This window comes from Dactylosporangium aurantiacum, assembly GCF_000716715.1.
In the GTDB taxonomy this organism is placed as follows: Bacteria; Actinomycetota; Actinomycetes; order Mycobacteriales; family Micromonosporaceae; genus Dactylosporangium; species Dactylosporangium aurantiacum.
Map to the genome: position 1 here is coordinate 1 of NZ_JNYJ01000078.1, position 21,586 is coordinate 21,586.

General features: G+C 71.0%; 16 protein-coding genes and 1 pseudogene. 6 read left to right on the forward strand and 11 right to left on the reverse strand.

Annotated elements, in window-relative coordinates; genetic code table 11:
• On the forward strand, positions 1-742 hold a 742-nt coding region (locus tag OP18_RS47600; RefSeq protein ID WP_211273901.1), incomplete at its 5' end, for a ricin-type beta-trefoil lectin domain protein.
• Between the two features lie 29 nt (positions 743-771).
• Here OP18_RS47600 and OP18_RS47605 read toward each other — a convergent pair.
• The 6 genes from OP18_RS47605 to OP18_RS47630 form a co-directional block, all read right to left on the reverse strand.
• Entirely contained in the window at positions 772-1,518 is a 747-nt protein-coding gene (locus OP18_RS47605) for a FadR/GntR family transcriptional regulator (protein ID WP_245635781.1), read from the reverse strand.
• A gap of 390 nt (positions 1,519-1,908) precedes the next feature.
• A complete protein-coding gene (locus OP18_RS47610) occupies positions 1,909-2,253 on the reverse strand; it encodes an L-rhamnose mutarotase (RefSeq protein ID WP_033366980.1) in 345 nt (114 codons plus the stop codon).
• Positions 2,250-3,437: a mandelate racemase/muconate lactonizing enzyme family protein gene (locus tag OP18_RS47615; RefSeq protein WP_052388447.1), complete on the reverse strand. Its 1,188-nt coding sequence runs from the start codon at positions 3,435-3,437 to the stop codon at positions 2,250-2,252. The genes OP18_RS47610 and OP18_RS47615 overlap by 4 nt, the downstream gene beginning before the upstream one ends.
• Positions 3,438-3,465: 28 nt before the next feature.
• Positions 3,466-4,296 (reverse strand): carbohydrate ABC transporter permease, encoded by an 831-nt coding sequence (locus OP18_RS47620; protein ID WP_245635782.1) that lies wholly within the window; start codon positions 4,294-4,296, stop codon positions 3,466-3,468.
• A 147-nt stretch (positions 4,297-4,443) separates the two neighbouring features.
• Positions 4,444-5,358, reverse strand: coding sequence for a carbohydrate ABC transporter permease (locus OP18_RS47625; protein ID WP_033366982.1), 915 nt, complete (start codon positions 5,356-5,358; stop codon positions 4,444-4,446).
• On the reverse strand, positions 5,355-6,710 hold the full coding sequence (locus OP18_RS47630; RefSeq protein ID WP_033366983.1) for an ABC transporter substrate-binding protein: 1,356 nt from the start codon (positions 6,708-6,710) through the stop codon (positions 5,355-5,357). The genes OP18_RS47625 and OP18_RS47630 overlap by 4 nt, the downstream gene beginning before the upstream one ends.
• A gap of 190 nt (positions 6,711-6,900) precedes the next feature.
• On the opposite strand from OP18_RS47630, the gene OP18_RS47635 reads away from it, so the two are divergent.
• Positions 6,901-7,674: a FadR/GntR family transcriptional regulator gene (locus OP18_RS47635; RefSeq protein WP_081971758.1), complete on the forward strand. Its 774-nt coding sequence runs from the start codon at positions 6,901-6,903 to the stop codon at positions 7,672-7,674.
• A gap of 60 nt (positions 7,675-7,734) precedes the next feature.
• Here the strand turns inward: OP18_RS47635 and OP18_RS47640 are convergent, their stop codons facing one another.
• The 3 genes and pseudogenes from OP18_RS47640 to OP18_RS51755 form a co-directional block, all read right to left on the reverse strand.
• Positions 7,735-10,146: an RICIN domain-containing protein gene (locus tag OP18_RS47640; RefSeq protein WP_245635783.1), complete on the reverse strand. Its 2,412-nt coding sequence runs from the start codon at positions 10,144-10,146 to the stop codon at positions 7,735-7,737.
• A gap of 186 nt (positions 10,147-10,332) precedes the next feature.
• Positions 10,333-12,039, reverse strand: a complete 1,707-nt coding sequence (locus OP18_RS47645; protein WP_033366984.1) for a ThuA domain-containing protein — start codon at positions 12,037-12,039, stop codon at positions 10,333-10,335.
• 63 nt (positions 12,040-12,102) lie between these two features.
• Positions 12,103-14,636, reverse strand: a pseudogene (locus OP18_RS51755) (carbohydrate-binding protein).
• 274 nt (positions 14,637-14,910) lie between these two features.
• Between OP18_RS51755 and OP18_RS47655 the strand changes: the two are divergent.
• Genes OP18_RS47655 through OP18_RS47670 form a run of 4 tightly spaced genes read left to right on the forward strand, consistent with a single transcriptional unit; the run spans position 14,911 to position 18,543 of the window.
• A complete protein-coding gene (locus OP18_RS47655) occupies positions 14,911-15,939 on the forward strand; it encodes a (R,R)-butanediol dehydrogenase (RefSeq protein ID WP_033366985.1) in 1,029 nt (342 codons plus the stop codon).
• 5 nt (positions 15,940-15,944) lie between these two features.
• Positions 15,945-16,697, forward strand: a complete 753-nt coding sequence (gene kduD / locus OP18_RS47660) for a 2-dehydro-3-deoxy-D-gluconate 5-dehydrogenase KduD (protein WP_081971762.1) — start codon at positions 15,945-15,947, stop codon at positions 16,695-16,697.
• Positions 16,694-17,569, forward strand: a complete 876-nt coding sequence (locus OP18_RS47665) for an amidohydrolase family protein (RefSeq protein WP_033366987.1) — start codon at positions 16,694-16,696, stop codon at positions 17,567-17,569. The genes kduD and OP18_RS47665 overlap by 4 nt, the downstream gene beginning before the upstream one ends.
• A gap of 11 nt (positions 17,570-17,580) precedes the next feature.
• Positions 17,581-18,543, forward strand: a complete 963-nt coding sequence (locus tag OP18_RS47670) for an aldo/keto reductase (protein ID WP_313900961.1) — start codon at positions 17,581-17,583, stop codon at positions 18,541-18,543.
• Positions 18,544-18,595: 52 nt separating this feature from the next.
• Here OP18_RS47670 and OP18_RS47675 read toward each other — a convergent pair whose 3' ends face one another.
• Positions 18,596-20,080, reverse strand: a complete 1,485-nt coding sequence (locus OP18_RS47675; protein WP_245635784.1) for an arabinofuranosidase catalytic domain-containing protein — start codon at positions 20,078-20,080, stop codon at positions 18,596-18,598.
• A gap of 92 nt (positions 20,081-20,172) precedes the next feature.
• The gene (locus OP18_RS47680) at positions 20,173-21,528 is read right to left on the reverse strand and encodes an extracellular catalytic domain type 1 short-chain-length polyhydroxyalkanoate depolymerase (RefSeq protein ID WP_033366989.1); all 1,356 of its coding nucleotides are present in this window, start codon (positions 21,526-21,528) and stop codon (positions 20,173-20,175) included.
• Positions 21,529-21,586 lie beyond the last annotated feature (58 nt).

A 21,586-nucleotide genomic window follows, 5' to 3' on the forward strand; every position in this document is an offset into this window, starting at 1 on the left:
CACCCTGTCCAGCTTCGCCGCCCTCGGCGTGGACGTGGCGCTGACCGAGGTCGACGTCACCAACTCCTCCACCACCCAGTACGCGGGCCTCACCCAGGCGTGCATGAACGTGCCCCGCTGCGTCGGCATCACCGTGTGGGGCGTGCGCGACAGCGACTCCTGGCGCTCCAGCGAGAACCCGCTGCTCTTCGACGGCGGCGGCAACAAGAAGGCCGCCTACAACTCCGTGCTCAACGTGCTCAACTCGGTCGGCCCGACCTCGTCACCGACCGGCGGCACGACGTCGGCCTCGGCGACGCCGTCGACCCAGCCCGGCACCGCGAAGCGGATCGTCGGCGCCCAGTCCGGCCGGTGCGTCGACGTGCCGAACTCCTCGCGCACCAACGGCACCCGCGTGCAGCTGTACGACTGCCACGGCCAGATCAACCAGCAGTGGACGCTCACGTCCAGCCGGCAGCTGACCGTCTACGGCAGCATGTGCCTGGACGCCGCCGGCTCCGGCAACGGCTCGGCCGTGCAGATCTACAGCTGCAACGGCCAGGCCAACCAGCAGTGGAACGTCAACTCCAACGGCACCATCAGCGGCGTGCAGTCCGGCCGCTGCCTCGACGTCTCGGTCCGTCATTTCGCGCACATTGGAGTCCCGACAGGCAGATCTGGACATCCATCCGCCGGTCGCCGCCGCATTGTCACATTGACCCTGACGGCTCCGCGACGGCGCTTTTCGCGGAAAGTGCGTTGATGACCAGCAGGGACCGAGCCGAGGCCGGCTCAGCGGCGCAGCCGGTCCGGGTGCGCGGAGCCGCTGCGGCGCACCAGCCAGGCATCGGTGATGTGCGCGAACATGGCCTGCTGCGCGCCCTGCGCGTCATGCGCGGCGATGCGCTCGTAGACGCGCCGGTGCCCGCTGTTGGCCGCCTCGCGCAGCGCGCGGTCGGTGTGGCCGATGTACCGGTCGATGTTGACGACCTGATGCTGCAGCGACCGCACCACGGCCCGGGCGATCCGGTTCCCCGACGCCTGCATGATGGCGTCGTGGAAGGCCGCGTCGTGCTCATGGAACGCGTCGACGTCCTCGACCACCTCGTCCATCCGCTCCACGAGCGCGCCGATGCGCTCCACCGCCTGGGCGTCGGCCAGCCGGGCGGCGACGTGCGCCATGTCCGACTCCAGGATCCGGCGGGTGACGACGACGTCGTCGAGCACCGTCAGGTCCTCGTCGACCGCGATGGCCGCGCCGAGGACCAGCTCGTCCAGCAGGTCCCACATCGCCGGCGGGTTCACCACCGTGCCGCTGCCCTGCCGGACCTGGACCAGCCCTTTCTCCTGCAGGATCTTCACGCTTTCCCGCACGACGGTCCGGCTGACGGAATACGTCTCGCACAGCACCGGCTCCGGCGGCAGCGCGCTGCCCGGCTCGTGCGTCCCGCGAACGATGCGCTCCACCAGCTCCGCGGTGAGCGCCTTCGCGAGGCTGGCAGGTCCCCGGACCCAACCGGGCGGCGGTGATCCGCCCACGGTCGAACGCTGTGATGCCGTCATGTGACCTCCGCCGACCCGCCGCGGCCAGTGCTGCGGGTCGGCGGAGAGTCTACCGAGCGGCGCGGGCCGGTGTGACGGCCAGTTCGCCGTGTCCCGGTCACCCGCGCTGCCCGCGTGCTCACGCCCGTGCCTCCGCTGCGCTCCGGCGCCAGCGCGAGCCGACCTGAGCCCATGGTTCGCGGCCCGGGCCGCTCACGCCGTCACCTCCGCTGCGCTCCGGCGCCACCGCGAGCCACACCTGAGCCCATGGTTCGCGGCCCGAGCCGCTTCGCTGGCCGCTCACGCCGTCACCTCCGCTGCGCTCCGGCGCCAGCGCGAGCCACACCTGAGCCCATGGTTCGCGGCCCGAGCCGCTTCGCTGACCGCTCACGGCAGGTGCCAGATCTCGTCGAGTGGCTGCCAGCGGGCGCCGGGGATCCGCTCCTCGACGATGCGCACCTGGCACGGGTCGGTGTGCGTCCACCACTCGCGGGTCACCGGGTCCTCGCCGACACGGGCCAGGTCGGCCTCGTGGTCGTCGCCGACGTACTCGTAGTACGCGAACAACATGTCACCCACGATGAAGATCGAGTAGTTGGTGATGTTCGCGTCGCGCAGGGTCTGCTCGACCTGGGGCCACACGGCGCTGTGCAGGCGCAGGTACTCCTCGCGCTTCTCCGGGCGGACGCCGACGACCAGGGCGTGCCGCTCGACCCGCCGCGGCGCGCTCACCGGCCCGCCCCGTCCGTCGCCGCGACGCCGCGCCGCTCCTCGTGGCGGGCCTCGGGAATCAGCCGCAGCCCGGCCCGGGACGGCCGCACGTGCGGCCCGGTGACCGCGATCATCGGCTCGGCGACCTGCAGGGCCGCGATGCGCGCCTCGTCGACCCGGATGCCGAGACCCGGCTCGTCGCCGAGCACGATGCCGCCGTCCTGGTACTCCTGGTCGACGGTGAGGCCGATCGGCGAGGAGACGTCCTGCACCTCGAACGCCAGATGGTTCGGCACGGCGGCGGCGGCGTGCGCCGACGGGTTGGTGTGGTAGGCCACCGCGCTGACCGGCAGGTCGTGCCCGTGCGCCAGGGCGGCCACCCGCAGGAAGTGGGTGATGCCCCAGACGTTGCCGATCTGGACGATGTCGACGGCGTCGGCGTCCAGCAGCGGCCGATACTGCTCCAGGCCGGTGAGGTTCTCCCCCGTGGCGACCGCGGCGCGCACCCCGCGGCGGACCGCGGCGAGCCCGGCGGCGTCCCAGCGGCGCACCGGCTCCTCGATCCAGGTGAGGTCGACGCCGCGTTCCAACGCGGTCACGAAGCGCACGGCCTGGGTGCGGTTCCACGACTCGTTGGCGTCCAACATGAGCGCCGGCTGCGCCGAGTTGCGCCCCAGCACGTCGCGCAACGCCTCGAGCCGGCGCAGGTCGTGCTGGACGTCGTGGCCGCCCTTGAGCTTGGCGGCGCTGAAACCGCGGTCGGCGAAGCCCTCGTACAGCCGCACCAGGGCGTCGTCGTCCAGCGCGATGTCCAGGCCGGAGGCGTAGCCGGGGACGAACCGGTCCAGCGCGCCGAGCGTGCGCCAGAGGGGCTCACCCGCGGCCTTCGCCTTGAGGTCCCACAGCGCCATGTCGACGGCGCCGATGGCGCCGAACGTGGCGCCGGCGTGCCCGGTCTTGAACACCCAGGCCAGCATGCGGTCGTACAGCGCCGACACGGCCCGGGGGTCCTCACCCTCGACGGCGCCGAAGATCCGGTCGATGTCGCCGTGCGCGCCGACGCCGACGCCCTCCAGACCGGTGTCGGTCTCCAGGATCAGCACGTGGACGTCGGTGCGGGGCTCGGACATGACCCCATTGGCGTCGCCGATCAGCCGCCCCCAGTCGTGCTTGGTCGTGAGGCTGCGGTATCCGGTGACTTTCACAGGTACTCCTTCTCGGCGTGGTTCGTTTTCACTCCTTGGTGCCTCCCGCCGTCATGCCCGCGACCAGGAACCGCTGCGCGAACACAAAGACGATGAGCACCGGCAGCACGGAGACGACGGTCGCCAGGGCGAGCGTCGGCAGCTGCACCGACTGGGTTCCGGCCGAGCTCGGGTTGAACGCCGGGGTCGAGGCGAGCAGCGACGTCAGGCCGACCTGGACCGGGTAGCCGTCGCTGGAGGGCAGCATCACGAAGGGCAGGAAGAAGTTGTTCCAGCTCTGCACGAAGCTGAAGAACGCCACCAGCGCGACGATGGGCGTCGCCAGCGGCAGCGCGACCTTCGTGAAGACCTTCAGCTCGGTGCAGCCGTCGATGCGGGCGGCGGCGAGCAGGTCCTGCGGGACGCTGGTGGAGAAGTAGATGTAGGTGAGGTACACGCCGAACGGGAAGAACGACATGGGCAGGATCACCGACAGCGGGCTGCCGATCAGGCCGATCACGTTGAGCTCGAGGAAGATCGGCAGCACCAGCGCGGTGTTCGGGATGAGCATGACGACCAGCGTCAGCACCAGCAGCGACCGGCGGAACCGGAACTCGGTCATCGCCATCGCGTAACCGGCGGGGATGCTCGCGATGAGGGTGATCACCAGGGCACCGACGGCGTAGAGCGCGGAGTTGGCGATCCAGCCGGTCACCGCGCCGTCCTGGAAGTCGAACAGCTGGCTCCAGTTGGTGGCCAGGTCACCCGGGCCGCCGGGGAGGAACGGCTGGCCGACGAGCAGCTCGCGCGCCGACTTCGTGGTGGCCAGCAGCAGCCACACGATCGGGATGACGAAGAACAGCACGAAGACGGTGAGCACGACCGTGACCATGGTGCGCCCGGCCCATCCCCCGGCGCTGCCCGGGCGGCCCGCACGTCCGGCGGGTGCGGTGGCCGGGCGCCCGCGCCCGTCGGGAGGTCCGGCCGGCCACTGGCGGGGGCGCCGCGTGTCCGCTGTCGTCACGGCTCAGTCCCTTCCGAACAGGCCACCGCGCGTCACGAAGACCGCGGACAGCGCGAGGGCGATGACCAGCAGCAGCAGCGAGATGGCCGCCGCGGCGTTGAAGTCGTTCTGCTGGAACGCGTACAGGTACGCGAGCTGGTTGAGGGAGTAGTCGTTGGGCACGATCGCGTTGCTGGCCTGCGACAGCAGCTGCGGCTCGACGAACAGCTGGGTGCCGGCGGCGAGCGACATGATGCCCATGTACGAGATCCACTTGCGCAGCAGCGGCAGCTGGATGCGCCAGGCGATCTGCACCGGGCCGGCGCCGTCGATGCGGGCCGCCTCGATCACGTCGGCGCTGATGTTGTTGAGCGCGCCGTACATGATGACGATCCAGCCGCCCGCTCCGGTCCAGAACGCGATGATGGCGAAGATCGGCGGCAGGTGCCCGGGCGCGATGACCTGGTTGAAGCTGTCGAACCCGAACAGCCGCAGCAGGCCGGCGACGGGGCTGGCGGTCGGGTCGAGCACGAACAGCCACAGCAGCACGCTGGACGCGCCGGCGACGGCGCCCGGTAGGTAGAAGACCAGCCGCAGCGTGCGGCTGAGCCAGCGGGCACCGATGCCGTGCACGACGATGGCCAGGAAGGTCACCAGGACCACCAGCGACACCAGCCAGATCACCAGGAACCAGGCGACGTGGCCGACGGCGGGCAGGAACCGGAAGTCGTCGACGACCTTGGTGAAGTTGCCGATCCCGGCGAAGGTGCCGTCGCCGTTGGTGAACGCCAGGTACAGCGCGTAGAGGGCCGGCAGGATGCCGAAGGCGGTCGCCAGCACCGCGTAGGGCGCGACGAAGGCGTAGCTGACGGTGCTGCGGGCCGATGAGGGCCGGGGCCGCCCGCCCGGGTGGCGGGCGGCCTCGCTGACGATGGTCATGTGACCGTGTAACCGTCGACCTGAGCCTGGTTCTTGATCGCGGTCTGCCACTCGGGGAGCAGACTGACCAGGCTCTTGCCGCTGACGATCGCGGGGGTGACGGTCTTGGCCCAGATGGCCTCCTGGCTGAAGATGCCGGAGCCCCAGCCGCTCCAGATCTGCGTACCGGCCTTGATCATCGGCTGGAGGTCGGTGGCGTAGTAGCCGCTCGACTCCTGCTTCTTGATCCATTTCGCGGCGGCCGGCGCGAACGCGGGGTAGCCCGGAGCGAGGTTCACCTGGTAGTCGTCGGCCTGGGTGACGAACTCGGCGAACTTCTGCGCGGCCTTGAGGTTCTTCGAGTGGCTGCTGATGAACCAGGTGCCGCCGCCGACGTTGCCGGTGGCCGCCTCCTCACCCTTCCACGCCAGCGGCGCGGCGACGCCGAGCTGACCCTTCGGGACGTTGAGCGACTGCGGGTTGTTGAAGATGGCGCCCGCGTACCACGCCGGGCCCGGCATGAGCAGCACCTTGTTCGCGTAGTTCTTGACGAACTCGGGAGCGAAGACGCTGACCGTCGGGACCGTGCCGTTCTTGATCAGCACGTCCAGCATCGACGCGACGCGCTTGCACTCGTTGCTGCCGGTGTTGACGGTGACCGCCTTCGGGCCGGTGATGCCGTTGGCCTGGCACTTGCCGCTCCAGAAGTAGATCTCCGGGGTGAAGGCGTCGCCGGCCGCGCCGACGATGTAGCCGGGGTGCTCGCGGCCGACCTTCTCACCGAGCGCCTGGTAGTCCTCCCAGGTCGCCGGCAGGCTGTAGCCGAACTGGTCCAGCAGCGTCTTGTTGTACCAGAGCACGACCTGGGACAGGTCGTTGCGCAGGCAGTACACCTTGCCCTCGACGGTGCAGGGGTTCAGCGCGCCGGCGGTGTACTGGTCCAGCGACTCCTTGGCGACGAGACCCTGGTTGAGGACGGCGGCGAAGGCCTGCTTGCCGTTGCTCTGCTGGCTGGCCCAGGCCGCGTCGTTGTTCTGCGTGGAGAAGACCACGTCCGGCCAGCCGCTGCCGGCCCGGTCGAACAGCTGCATCTTGGTCCGGAAGGAGTTGGACCCGTTCGCCGATCCGTCGTAGGTGACGGCCTCGAGCTGGACGTCGGGGTTGGCCTTCTTGAACGCGTCGACCGCGCCCGACCGGTCCGCGTCGACCCAGACGGTGATTTTTGCCTTGTCGTCCTGGGTGACCTGCGGAAAACCATAGGAGCCGGAGGATGTGCCGCCCTTGTCACCGCAGGCGGAGACGGTGAGGGTGACGGCTAACGCAGCGACGGCAGCCCATCGGGGTGCGTGCCGGTGCCGTGCCTTTCCGAACATATGCGTGTCCTTTGCATCGAAGGATGTGACGCTCGCCGGTTCATCGGCACGAAATATAAGGGCATACGTATGATGTCTGCAAGAGCCTGTAACATATTCGTATTACGTCTGACGTCATCGGTTCCGTATACTCGGTTCGCGTCACGACGCCGGCACAGGTCGTGAAACTTCGGGAGGCGCCGTGACGGGTATGCAGGTGGGAGCTCAGGCGGTCGTGGCGGGCGTCGCGGCGCCGTCGGGCTGGACGCGCCGCCCCGCCAACCTGGCCAGGGCCATCACCGCCGAGCTGGTGGGCAGCATCGTGCGCGGGCTGCACCCGGCCGGCACGCCGCTGCCGCCGGAGCCGGCCCTGTGCGAGATGTTCTCGGTGAGCCGGACCGTGGTCCGCGAAGCGGTGAAGCTGTTGCAGGAGAAGGGACTGGTGCAGGTCCGGCAGGGCAGCGGCACCATCGTCACCCCGCCGGCGGCGTGGGACATGCTCGACGAGCTGGTGCTCGCCGCGACCGTCGCCGAGGACGACACGTTCGCCCTGCTCGACGACCTCGTCGTCACCCGGCGGCTGCTGGAGTCCGACATGGCCGGCGTCGCCGCGCGCACCGCCGACCAGGACGCCGTCGACCGGCTCCGGGCGCTCGTGGACCGGATGGACGCGCTCGTCGACGACCACGTCACGTACGAGGAGCACGACCGCGCCTTCCATGACACCGTGATGCACGCGTCGGGCAACCGCATCGCCCGTGGCGTGGTCAAGTCGCTGCAGAGCCAGGTGATCCACACCGCCCGCTACGTCGGCCGGACCGACCGGGCGCTGTGCGTGGCGTCCAACCTCGGGCACCGGCGCGTCTACGAGCGCATCGCCGCGCACGACCCCGACGGCGCCGCCGAGGCGATGTTCACCCACATCACCGACGCCTGGCTGGTCCGCCGCGGCGGGCCGGGCGACGCGCAGCGCCTGCGGCGGTAGCCGGCCCGCCACCGTGCCCGCCCGCCGGGACGGCCGGGCACGGTGCGCGGGACGCCGCGGTTACGACGTGACCTTGACCCACTGCTGGTTGGTGGCGCCGAGGCAGTCCCAGATCTGCACCTTCGTGCCGTTGGCCGTGCCGTTGGCGCTGACGTCGAGGCACTTGTTCGCCCCGACGGCGGTGACGCTGCCGTTGCTGTTGAGCCGGAACTGCTGGTTGGTCTGCCCGTTGCAGTCCCAGATCTCCACCGCCGTGCCGTTGGCGGTGCCGCGGCCGAGCACGTCGAGGCACTTGGTGCCGTTGTAGAGCCGCAGCTCGCCGGCGGCGGTCAGGGTCAGCTGCTGGTTCGTGCCACCGTGGCAGTCCCAGATCTGCGCGAGGGCCCCGTTCGCCTGGGAGGCGCCGGCGATGTCGAGGCACCGGCCGGACGCCTGGCCGCGCAGCGCGAACGTGTCGGACGGCTGGGACGACTGCACGCCGGCCGCGGCCATGACGGCCCGGGCGCCGCTGGGCCAGTTGCCGCCGGTGACGACCACCGTGCCGGTGTTGATGTTGCCCCGGGTGCCGTTCTTGACGTTGCTGCCGTTGTTGGTCGTCCAGTTGTCGGTCAGGGTCAGGTTGCCGGTGTTGTTGTTCGCCCACTCCTGCGTGTAGGCCCAGGTGCCGGTGTTGTCGAAGACGTTGTTCGCGGCGGACACGTAGCGCGAGCCCTCGTCGAAGTACAGGCCGAGCCAGCCGTTGCTGTTGCGGAAGTAGTTCTGGTTGACGGTCGTGCCGGGGCTCGCCGACAGGTGGTAGAACGCGCCGGCGTCGGTCATCTGCTGCACCACGTCGTGGACGAAGTTGGCGGTGACCCGGTTGTTCGCCGCGATCGTGGCCGTCGTGTACCGCGGCTGGTAGTTGTACAGGCCCCGGTCGGTGTAGTCCTGGCTGCCGCCCGCGTCGTTGGCGCCCCAGCCGTAGCCCAGGGCGATGCCGGAGTACGGCAGGTTGTACAGCTCGTTGTGCGCCATCGTCGAGCCGGCCGTGTACGTCATGAGCAGCCCGACGTGGCTGCGGTACTCCGACGCGACGTCGTGCACGACGTTGTTGCTCACGGTGATGTTGCTGTTGGTCATGCGGCTGTCGCTGGGGTGGTGCGCGTCGGCCTGGACGCCGCCGGCGATGACGGCCCCGGCCGAGAGGTACTCGAACACGTTGCCGGTCACGGTGATGTCGCGGGCGCCGAGCCCGACGCCGGTGCCGTGCGCGTTGGCGTCGTTGCCGATGCCGAGCGCGACCTGGCCGAGGTTGGTGTACCGGTTGCCGGCGAAGGTGATCGTGTTGGCCGCCGACACCTGCACCGCGGCGGGCATCTGCCGCCAGGCGGGGCGGGTCGCCTCGAAGAGCTGGCAGCCGGACTGGCACGAGCTCAGCGCGTCGGACGGCCGGCTCCAGCTGCCGTAGATGTAGGCGCCGGTCTGCTGGTCGGCGTAGCCCTGGCCGGTGCTGGGCTGCAGCCAGCTGGTGTTGGAGAACTGCAGGCCGGTGAAGGACAGGTGGTGCGCCGGCGCGGCGTAGGTGCCGCCCACCCGCAGCAGCGACTCCAGCCGCGGCAGCTGCACGTCGGCGGTGGCCATGTTCTGCCCGGACAGCGGCTTGTAGTACAGCACGCCGGCGGCGGTGTCGAGGTACCACTCCCCGGCGGCGTCCAGGAACTCGCGGGCGTTCACCAGGTACATCGGCCCGCTGCGGAACGGCCGGGTGAGCGTGTCGTAGCCCCAGGTGTTGTTGTTCCACGCGGGCTGCTGCATCGTCAGCGTGTTGTTGCTGATCGTCTGCACCGGCACGTAGCGGTCGGTGAACGAGTTGACGGACTCGAGCTCGACACGGCTCTTGTTGGCCAGGTTGTTGAGGTACGACAGCGCCCCGTTGGTGAAGCTGAGCCCGGTCGCGGAGGCGGTGAAGTCGGCCCGGTTGACCTGGGTGCGGGCCCTGGTGGCGATGCGGCCGTCGACGAAGAGCTGACGGCTGTCGAAGCCGGTGCCGACGTTGGCCCGCCAGATGTTCTGCGCGGAGTCCGCGACGGTCCAGCCGGTGACCTTCTGCCCGCCGGAGATGATCGGGCGGGTGCCGGCCGCGGCCTGCCACTGCACGGTGTGGCCGTTGCTGCCGGAGTCGGCGGCGGTGAACGTCAGCGGCGCGCTGAGGGTGTACGTACCACCGGCGAGCTGCACGACGACGTCGCCGGTCATGTTCGGCGCGATCGCCCGGACGCTCGTCTGCGCCTGGGTGAGCGAGCACGGCTGCGCGGCGGTGCAGGCGGTGCCGGAGCCGGTCGGGGCGGCGTAGAGGGTCTGCATGACGGCGGCGGTGGCGGGCGGTGGCAGGACCGCGACGCCGCCGGCGATGAGGACCGCGGCGGCGGCCCTCGCCAGGGACCGGCGACGGCCGGTCGGTCGGGGTGCGGGGTTGGCGGATCTCGGGGGCACGAGGTGCTCCTTCGGTGGGGTGTGATCGTGACCTGAGGCGGCAGGTGCGCTGGGCGCGGCAGCCTGACGCCGCGACACGCGTCAGCACATCATAGGTATGACGTCTTATCAATACCAGCGCCGGATACGGAGAAGGGCGGCCGGAACCCTCGCGGGTCCGGCCGCCCTTCGTAGGGCGTCAGCTGCCTACGGCAGCGTCCACTTCTGGTTGGCCGGCACCGGGTTGATGCAGGTCCACAGGTGCACGATCGTGCCGTCGGCGGAGTTGTTGCCCGACACGTCCAGGCACTTGCCGGACTGCGGGTTGCGCAGCGTGCCGTCCGACTGCGCGGACCAGTTCTGGTTGCCGCCGCCGTTGCACGTCCAGATCTGGATCTTCGTGCCGTTGGCGGTGCCGCCGCCGTTCACGTCCAGGCACTTGCCGAGCGCCTGCAGCGTCTGGCCGGAGCGGGTCCAGGTCTGCGCCGCGTTGCCCTGGCAGGTGTAGATCTGGACCTGGGTGCCGTTGGCCGAGCTGCCGCCCCGCACGTCCAGGCACTTGCCGGCGAGGCCCTTCACCGGGCCGACGCCGGTCTGCGGGGTGGTGCCCGACTCCTTGATCCGGATGTTGCGGAAGTCGACCGTGTTCCCGGTGCCGTGCTCCTGGATGCCGACGTAGCCGTCGAGATTGCGGTTCGGGTCGGTGTTGGTGAAGTCGTTGATCAGCGTGCCGTTGAGGTACACCCGGAGCCGCTGGCCCTCCACGAGCGCCTCGAACGTGTTCCACTCCCCCGGCGGGTTGAGCGCCGCGTCGCGGGCGGCGATGTCGGCGGACTTGACGCCGTAGATCGCGCCCGTGGTGCGGTCCGCGCTGTCCGTGGCGTCGATCTGGATCTCGTAGCCCTGGTTCTGCGCGATGGTGGGGTCGCTGCCCGGGTTGGGGAAGCCGAGGAAGATGCCGGAGTTGCTGTCGCCGGTCATCCGCCAGTCGGCCTTCAGCGAGTACGACGTGTACTGCTTCGCGCTGTACCAGAACAGGCCCATGCCACCGACGGAGGTCAGCGTCGCGTCGCTGTTGGTGAAGCTGCCGGGGCCCGACTGCGACCAGCCGGTGGTCGAGCCGTTGTAGAGCGCGGTGTAACCGGTCTCCGGCCGGCAGTCGGCATTCGCGCGCTTCGCCGCGTAGCGGATGCCGCCGAGCAGCTCGGCGCGCAGCGCCGTCTCGGAGTACGACGACTGGCTGTGGCCGAGGCCCGTGTAGAACGACCGGCCGCTGTCGATGGTCTTGCACCAGGTGATCGGGTGGTCGGCGCCCATGGTGCCGCCGGAGTACGAGGACTCGTCCAGCGTTGAGAGCACCCGTGCGGTCGAGCGCGGGTTGCTCTGGTAGTTGTACAGCTCGTCGGTGCGGGTCCAGGTCTGCGGCAGGTGCGCCGTGGCCGGGTGGGCCCGGTTCTCGGTCTTCACGTTCACCTGCTGGATCGCCGGGTGGGACGCGAAGTAGGCGCCGACGAGCTGGCCGTAGAACGGCCAGCTGTACTCGGTGTCGGCGGCGGAGTGGATGCCGACGTAGCCACCGCCACCGCGGATGTAGGACTCGAACGCGGCCTGCTGGGTGTCGTTGAGCACGTCACCGGTGGTGCTGAGGAACACCACCGCCTCGTACTGGGCGAGGTTGGCGGTGGTGAAGCGGGTGGCGTCCTCGGTGGCGGTGACCGTGAAGTTGTTCGCCGCGCCGAGCTGCTGGATGGCGGTGATGCCGGCGCCGATCGAGTCGTGCCGGAAGGCGGCGGTCTTGGAGAACACGAGGACGTCGTACGGGGCGTCCGCGGCCGCGGCGGGCGAGGCCGCCGCCGCGAGGGTGCCGGCGGCGAGGGCGATGGCGGCGCCCGCACCGGCGAGAAGTCTGCGCATGGTTCCTCCGGTCTGCGAAGGGAGTGGCGCCCGCGCGGGTGCGCGGGCGCCGGGCTCGTCAGGTCAGGGCAGGGTCCACTTCTGGTTGGCCGGCACCGGGCTGATGCAGGTCCACAGGTGCACGACCGTGCCGTCGGCGGAGTTGTTGCCCGACACGTCCAGGCACTTGCCGGACTGCGGGTTGCGCAGCGTGCCGTCCGACTGCGCCGCCCAGTTCTGGTTGCCGCCGCCGTTGCACGTCCACAGCTGGATCTTCGTGCCGTCGGCCGTGGCCCCGCCGTTGACGTCCAGGCACTTGCCGAGCGCCTGCAGCGTCTGGCCGGAGCGCGTCCACGTCTGCCCGGCGGCGCCGTTGCACGTGTACAGCTGGATCTGCGTGCCGTTCGTCGAGGTGCCGCCCCGCACGTCCAGGCACTTGCCGGCGAGGCCCTTCACCGGGCCGACGCCGGACTGCGGGGTGCCGGTGGCGAAGGTGAAGCTGTCGACGTCGAACAGCAGGCCGGTGCCGCTGCCGGCGAACGTCAGGTACAGCGACGTCGTGCCGGCCGGCGGGCTGGTGATCGCCGCGGTGACGGTGGTGAACGTCTCCCACGAGCCGGTGACCGGGATCGTGGCGGAGCCGATGACGGTGCCCGTGGGTGAGCCGGTGCGGAACTGCACCGTGCCGCCGGCGCCCGCGGACGAGGCCCGCACCTGGACGGAGGTGGCGTTGTTCACCTTGTACGGGTCGAACTCGATCCAGTCGCCGTTGTGGATGTCACCGACGGTCTTGCCGCCCTCGGCGGTGGTCTTGCTGTACGTGTTGATGCCGGAGGACGTCTTGAAGTGCTCCGCCTGCCGGTGCCGGGGCTGCAGGATGTTCTGGGTGTGGGTGGTCAGCCCGCCGTTGTCGGTGTACTGCGCGTCGAAGACCGGGAAGATGTTCGCCGCGTCGTCGTGCTCACCGTCCACCGGGATCGTGATCGTGCCGGAGCAGCCGGTCTGCGACGTGATCTGGTGGGCGTGCTGGTCGTGGCCGAGCACGTAGGTCATGGTGACCTTCGAGCAGTCGATCGCGCCGTCCTCCGGGTCGCTGACCGTGACGCTCCACGGGACGCTGTCACCGAAGGACACCAGCTGGCCGGATGCCGGCGTGCTCACCGTGACCGTGGGCGCGGTGTTGCCGACGCTGATCTGGACGCTCGCCGACCCGGTGGCGCCCTGCGGGTCGCGCACCGTCAGGGTGGCGGTGTAGCTGCCGTTGGCGGTGTAGGTCTTCGACGGGTTCGCCGACGTCGAGGTAGTGCCGTCGCCGAAGGCCCACGAGTAGGTCAGCGCCCCGCCCTCCGGGTCGCTGCTGCCCGACGAGGAGAAGTTCACCGTCAGTGGTGCCTGGCCGGAGGTGACGTTGGCGCCGGCGACGGCGGTCGGCGCGCGGTTGGCGCCGGTGCCGACGTAGTCGAAGCGGTAGAGCGCGGAGTTCGCGTCGCCGTTGCCGAATCCGGCGCCGTAGTCCAGCACGTACAGCGCGCCGTCGGGGCCGAACTGCATGTCCATGACCTGCTTGCCGACCCACGGGAAGTTGTCGATCGTGCCCCGGGAGCCGTCGGCGTTGATCGTGATCGGCTTGATCCAGCCGCGGCCGAACTCGCCGGCGAAGAACTGACCGTCCAGGGACGGCGGGAACTTCGTGGTCGACGGGTTCGACGCGTCATAGCGGTACACCGGACCCGCCATCGGCGACTCCGAGCCGCTGCCGAACTCCGGCGGGCTGCCCGAGTCACCGGCGTACTTGATCCAGGCCGCCCGGGCCGGCGGCAGGGTCTGCAGGCCGGTGTTGCGGAACGAGTTGTTCGTCGGCCCGCCCGTGCAGTTGAACTTGGGGCCGGTGCTGTTGGTGGCGAAGTTCCACTCGTTGTAGGTCTCGTTCGTGGTGTTGCTGCCGGTGCAGTACGGCCAGCCGTAGTTGCCCGGCGACGTGATCCGGTCGAACTCCACCTGCCCCTGCGGCCCGCGGGTCGAGCTGGTGCTGCCCGCGTCGGGACCGTAGTCACCGACGTAGACGACGCCGGTCGCCTTGTCCACGCTCATCCGGAACGGGTTGCGGAACCCCATCGCGTAGATCTCCGGCCGCGTGTTCGCGGTGCCGGGCGCGAACAGGTTCCCCGACGGGATGCTGTAGGTGCCGTTCGCGTGGTCCAGTCGGTGCCGGTGGCCGGGGCATCACCGGCCGGGGTGTTCAGCGGCGGCGCGTGGTACAGGTAGATGTAGCGGTTGGTGGCGAAGTTCGGGTCCGCCGCGACGCCCTGCAGGCCCTCCTCGTCGTGCGTGTAGACGGGGATGTTGCCGATCACCGAGGTGTTGCCGGCGGCGTCGGTGCGCCGCAGCGTGCCGTTGCGGGCGGTGTGCAGCACCGACCGGTCGGGAAGCACGGAGATGGCCAGCGGCTCGCCCATCTCGCTGAGCCCTTTGGCGAGGGTGACCTGCTGGTAGTCGGTGGCACTGATGGCCGCTGCCGCGGGGGTCGGCGACGTGACGACGGCCGTGAAAGTTCCACCGGCCAGCGCGAGCATCACCGCCGCCCCGGCTCCTCGGCGTGGCGGTCGTGTTCGGTGCATGGGAGCAACCTCCATACGGTGCGGGGGGTGTGGGGGCGCGCGCCGCCGCGCCGTTGTGCTGCGGATCGACGGGTGCCGGGGGCGGTCAGCGGAACGGCATCCCGGCTTCGCCGTCAATCCATCGACGCACGTTACAGGATTGACGACATACGTCATATGTTTGTTTCTGTCACCGAGCCATGACGGCGCGTACTCACGTTGACTGGATACGTCATACGAGTTACGTTTTTCCGCGCTTGCCGCAGCGGACAGGCACCAGCACGGATGGAGTTCGATGAAAGCCGTCGTCTATCGCGGGGCGCGCACCCTGGACATCGAGGAGCGACCCGAGGCGGAGCCCGGCCACGGCGAGCTGGGCATCGCGGTGGCCTACACCGGCATCTGCGGGACCGACCTGCACATCTACCACGGCGACATGGACGCCAGGGTCGGCACCGGCGCCGTGATCGGGCACGAGATGTCGGGTCGGGTCGCCGCGATCGGCCCGGGCGTCACCGGCTGGTCCGTCGGTCAGCCCGTCACGGTGATGCCCACCCGGGCGTGCGGCGAGTGCCCGGCGTGCGTCCGGGGGCACAGCCACATCTGCCACCGCATGCAGTTCCTCGGCATCGACTCGCCCGGCGCCATGCAGTCGCGGTGGAACGTCCCGGCCGACCTGGTCATCGCGCTGCCGGAGGACCTGCCGCTGGAGCAAGCCGCGCTCATCGAGCCGACGGCCGTCGCCGTGCACGACGTGCGGCGCGCGGACGTGGGTGCCGACGACCATGTCGTGGTGGTTGGCGGTGGGCCGGTCGGCGTGCTCATCGCCGCCGTCGCGCAGGGTCGCGGCGCGCGGGTCCTGCTGGTGGAGCCGGACGCGTTCCGGCGCGAGGTCGCGGTCGAGCTCGGCATCGAGACGCTCGACCCGGCCGCCGCCGACGTGCCGGCAACCGTCGAGGAGCGCACCGGCGGCGCCGGCGCCGACATCGCCTTCGAGGTGTCCGGCTCCGCCGCCGGGGTCGTCACCGCCGTCGACGTCCTCACCACCCGCGGCCGGCTCGTCATGGTCGCCATCCACCCGCAGCTGCGCCCCGTCAACCTGCACCGGTTCTTCTGGCGCGAGCTCGAGCTGTTCGGCGCCCGCCTGTACCAGCGCGACGACATGGTCGAGGCCGTCCAGCTCATCGCGACCGGGGCCGTGCCGGCACAGCGGCTCATCTCCCGCGTCGGTCCCGTCGGCACGGTGGCCGACGCCTTCACCGCGCTCGAGTCCGGCGGTAGCGTCATGAAGGTCCTCATCGACTGGCAGGAGCAGGCACGGTGACCGCGATGTTCGACCTGTCGGGGCGCACCGCCGTCGTGACGGGCGCGCGGCGGGGCATCGGGCTGGCGATGGCCGAGGCGCTCGCCATGGCGGGCGCCGACGTCATCGGCGTGTCCGCGCAGCTGGAGCCCAGCGGCAGCGAGGCCGAGCGGCGCGTCACGGCGGCCGGCCGGAAGTTCACCGCCGTGACCGCCGACCTCGCCGACCGGGCTGCGGTGCGCCGGCTCGCCGCCGACCTCAACGCCCTCGGCGACATCGACATCCTGGTCAACAACGCCGGCACCATCGCGCGGGCCCCGGCGGCCGAGCACCCCGACGAGTACTGGGACCACGTCATCCAGGTCAACCTGTCCAGCCAGTTCGTGCTCAGCCGGGAACTCGGCCGGGAGATGGTCCGTCGCGGCCGCGGGAAGATCATCTTCACCGCGTCGCTGCTGAGCTTCCAGGGCGGCATCAACGTCCCCGGGTACGCGGCCGCCAAGTCGGGCGTGGCCGGGCTGACCAAGGCCCTGGCCAACGAGTGGGCCGCGCACGGCGTCAACGTCAACGCGATCGCGCCCGGCTACATCGCCACGGACAACACCCAGGCGCTGCGCGACGACCCGGTGCGGCACCGGGCCATCCTGGAGCGGATCCCCGCCGGCCGCTGGGGCCGCCCCGACGACCTCGGCGCCGCCACGGTGTTCCTGGCCGCACCCGCGTCGGACTACGTCAACGGCGTCGTGCTGCCCGTCGACGGCGGCTGGCTGGGCAGATGAGCGACCGCGCGCCGGCACAGTGGGACATCGTCGACGCCCACCATCACCTCTGGGTCCGCGCCGAGCATCCGCAGCCGTGGATCAACGCCGCGACGATGACGGCGATCAACGCTGACTTCACCGTCGATGACCTGGCCCCGCTGGCCAAGTCCGCCGGGGTCACCCGCACCGTCGTCGTGCAGTCCATCTCCTCGGAGGCGGAGACCGCCGACCTGTTGCGCCTGGCCGGCACGAGCGACCTGATCGGGGGCGTCGTCGGCTGGGTCGACCTCATGGCGGGCGACGTCGCCGAGCGCGTCGCCCGCCTGCGGGCCGGCCCGGGCGGCGACCGGCTCGCCGGCATCCGCCACCTCGTGCAGGGCGAGTCCGATCCCGCCTTCCTCGACCGGCCGGACCTGCGCCGCGGCGTCGCGGCCGTCGGTGCGGCCGGTCTCGTGTTCGACCTGGTGATCCGCCGCCACCAGCTGCCCGCGGCGGCCCGGCTGGCCCGGGACCTGCCCGAGGTGCGCTTCGTCCTGGACCATCTCGGCAAGCCCTCGACGCCCTGCTCGCGGGACGGCGGCTGGGCCCGGGACCTGCGCACCTTCGCCCGGCTGCCGAACACCACGGCGAAGCTGTCCGGGCTGGCGACCGAGGCCGACTGGTCGACGTGGACCCCGCAGGACCTGCGGCCCGCCGTCGACCACGCGATCGAGGTCTTCGGGCCGTCCCGGCTGATGTTCGGCTCCGACTGGCCCGTGTGCCTGCTCGCCACCTCGTACCAGCGCTGGATCGACGTGCTGGGCGAGCTGCTCGACCCGCTGGGCGAGGCGGACCAGGCGATGATCTGGCACCGCACGGCCCGCCGCGTCTACCGCCTGCCACGGGCATGATGCGCCGGGCGTTGCCCCGCCGGCCCGCGGTCGGCCTCACCACGCTCGGCTTCGGCGCAGCGCAGGGCGGCAACCTGTTCCACGCGATCACCGACGAGACGTTCGCCGCCGCCGTCGACACCGCCTGGGACGCGGGCATCCGCTACTTCGACACCGCCCCGCACTACGGGCTGGGCCTGTCCGAACGGCGGCTCGGCGCCGCCCTGCGCGCCCGGCCGCGCGAGGAGTACGTGGTCTCGACGAAGGTGGGCCGGCTGCTGGTCCCGTCGCCCGGCACGGCGCACCTGCGCGACCCGGAGGGCTTCGACGTGGCCGCGACCCACCGCCGGGAGTGGGACTTCAGCCGCGACGGCGTGCGCCGCTCCCTCGAGGCGAGCCTCGAGCGCACCGGCCTCGACCGCATCGACGTGGTGTACCTGCACGACCCGGACGAGCACTGGCGGCAGGCCGCGACCGAGGCCGTGCCGGCCCTCGCCGAGCTGCGCGACCAGGGCGTCATCGGGGCGATCGGCGCCGGCATGAACCAGTCGGCGATGCTCGCCCGGTTCGTCCGGGAGACCGACGTCGACGTGGTGCTGTGCGCCGGCCGGTACACGCTGCTGGAGCAGGGCGCGCTGCACGACCTGCTGCCCGCCGCCCAGGACCGCGGGGTGGGCGTCGTGGTCGCCGGCGTCTACAACTCGGGGCTGCTCGCCACCGACCGACCGCCGGCCGGCGCGACCTACAACTACGCTCCGGCGCCGCCGGAGCTCATCGGCCGCGCGACCCGCATCGCGCAGGTGTGCGAGGCGCACGGGGTCACGCTGCCCGAGGCGGCGCTCGCCTTCGTCCGGTCACACCCCGCCGTCGTCTCGACCGTGGTCGGCATGCACGACGCGGGGCAGGTCGCCGAGACCGTGCGGCGGGCCGGCGTGACGGTCCCCGAGGCCCTGTGGCCCGCCCTGCGGGCGGCAGGGCTGCTCGGCCCGCGCTGAACGCCGGACCGGCCGGGGGCGCGAGCGCTCCCCCGGCCGGCCGGGCACGGGTTCAGCGGTAGCCGGCCGCGACGATGTTGGCCTGGACCGCGTTCTCCGTCGCGTCGGACGGGTAGCCCGCCACCATGGCGCCCTCGTAGAACGTGCCGGCGCTCTGGTTCGCGCCGCCGTCGGGCTTGCAGCAGTCACCGCCGCTGCCGAGCACGATCGCGCCCTGCTTCTTCATCGGGCTGTAGCCGTTGGGCAGGCCACCGTCGTACAGGGTGAACAGGCCGCCGGACTGTGCGTTGCTGCCCTTGATCGCGAAGCGGGACGTGCCGTTGTTCTTCAGCGTCGCGGTGACGAACTTGCTGGTGAACGCCCGCTGGTTGGGGTTCCAGGCGCTGCTGCCACCGGGGAACAGGCCCCACTCCAGGTCCGCCTGGACCCACGGGCCGGTGCCGGAGCAGCCGCCGAACCAGCAGCTGGTGCCGAAGTAGATCGCGTCCATGGCACCGGCGGCGTCGGCCTTGCGGGTCGTCTCGCTGTTGCCGTAGTCGAAGCAGCAGCCGCTGTTGACGTGGGTGCCGCTGGTCACCATGTACATGCCCTCGGGCGCGGACCCGGTCGGCACGCCGGTCAGGTGCCCGTCGCGCCAGTAGCTGTTGCCCGGGTTGATGTACAGCGAGTACGCCTTGCCGCCGCCGACCGTCAGCGACTCGGTCGTCGCCCTCGCCGGGCTGCTCTGCGGGGAGCCGGGGACCACGGAGGAGCCCTGGTACCACAGGTCGTTGCCGCGCCCGGACTGGTCGAACAGGACGGTGATCACGCAGGTGGTGCCGCTGCAGAAGGAGTCCTGCGCGGCGGCGTTCGCGGTGCCACCGGCGCTCAGCACGCCGATGTTGCGGGTCGTGTTGTCCGACGAGCGCCGGACCTGGTACAGGTTGCCGGTGTACGCGGCGTACAGGGCGCGGACGGTGCTGTGCGCGGCGACGCACGGGGTGCCGCCGGCGGCGTAGATGTCGCACGGGCCGCCGGTGCCGCCCGACGGCGGTGCGGTCAGGGTCCACTGCTGGTTGTTCTGGCCGCTGCAGGCGTACAGGATGACCTTCGTGCCGTTCGCGGTGCCCCGGCCGGAGGCGTCCACGCAGAGGTTGGACTGCACGCCGGTGATGGAGCCGTTGGCGTTGACGTTCCACTGCTGGTTGTTCTGGCCGTTGCAGTCCCAGATGATCACCGGGGTGTTGTTGGTGGTGCCGCGGCCGCTCGCGTCGAGGCATTTGCCGGACATGGTCAGCTGCTTGCTGGAGGTGTACGTCCACGACTGCCCGGCGCTGCCGTTGCAGTCCCACAGCTGGACCTGGGTGCCGTTGGTGGTGCTCGAGTTGGGCGTCTCCAGGCACCGGCCGGAGCCGACGCCGATGATCTGCTGGGCGACGTCCGCGGCCCGCGCGGCGCGGGCCAGGGTCACCCCGACGGCGCCGGCGGCCACGAGGACGACGGCGAGCGCGGCGGCGAGGTGGCGGAGCCGGGGGCGGTACATGGGTAGTGCGGTCATTGCGTCTCCTTCACCGGGTACTGGCCGGCCGGCGGGGTGTGGGGGTGGGTCGGCCGGCGCCATGGGCGGCATGGCGTCGTGGCGGGGGCCCATCAGCGCCGCGTCCAGCGCTGGTTGGCCGCCGCGGTGCAGGTCCACAGGATCACCGGGCTGCCGTTGGCGGTGGCGGCGCGGTTGACGTCCAGGCACAGCCCGGACTGACCGTTGCGGACGGTGCCGTCGGCGTTGAAGCTCCACTGCTGGTTGGTGCCGCCGTTGCAGTCCCACAGCTGCGCCTTGGCACCGGCCGCCGCGTTCAGCGGCGCGTCCAGGCACTTGCCGAGGGAGCGCAGCGTCTGCCCGCTGACGGTCCACTGCTGGTTGGCACCGCCGTGGCAGTCCCACAGCTGCGGCTGGGTGCCGTTGGCGGCGTTGCTGCCGGGCACGTCCAGGCAGCGTCCGGACGCGACACCGACCAGGGTGGTGGTGCCGCCCGGCGGGGGCGACGTCGTGGTGCTGGCCGACGGCGACGGCGCGCTGGTGCCGTCCAGGCCGAGGAACGCCACGGCGTAGGCGAGCTGGCCGCTCAACGGCAGCTGATGCCCGACGCCGGCGATGCTGATGCCCTCGATGGTCGCCTGCGTGCCGGTGCTGCCGTAGCGGGTGCGGGTCCAGCTCGACTGCGGCTGGTCGGTGGCGGCGGGGGTCAGGCTCAGCCCGTGCAGGTTGGTCCACTGCTTGAGCTCCTCGCCGAAGTTCGGGTAGGCGAGCGTCGTGTCAGTGGTGCCGTGCCACAGCTGCATCCGCGGGTAGCGGCCGGTGTAGCCGGGGTACATGGCGCGGGCCGTGTCGCCCCACTGCTGCGCGGTGCGGATGATCGTGCCGCCGGAGCACTGGCTGTTCCACAGCGAGCCGTTCGTGGTGGCGAAGCAGCCGGCGGGCACGCCGGAGAACGCCGACGCGGCGCTGAACACGTCAGGGTACTGCGCGGCCAGGACGTTGGTCATCATCGCCCCGGAGGAGAACCCGGAGACCACGATGCGCGACGCGTCGATCGGGTAGTGCGAGCGGGCATAGGCGACCATCGACATGATGCCGGTGGAGTCGCCGCCGCCGTCGCGGCGCAGCGCGGCCGGGGTCGACACGTCGAAGCAGTTGCCGCTGCGGGTGGCCTCGGGCAGCACGATGATGTAGCCGTACCGGTCGGCGGCGTTGACGTAGTCGTGGCCGTTGCCGTTGAAGATGCCGCCGGCGGAGCCGCCGCAATAGTGCACCAGCACCAGCAGCGCGGGCTTCGGCGCGACGTTCGTCGGCACGTAGATGTACATGTTGAGGTTGGTCGGGTTGGTGCCGAACCCGGTGACCCGGGTGAGGCCGGCGGCCGACGCCGGTCGCATCGACACCAGCACGGCGGCGACCATGAGCGGCAGTGCTGCGGCGAGCAGCAGCGCCCGCAGTTTGCCTTGCATAGGTGCCCTCCTTGTGAGTCGTGAGATGACCCGTGTGAGCGCTCACTTACCACACGGA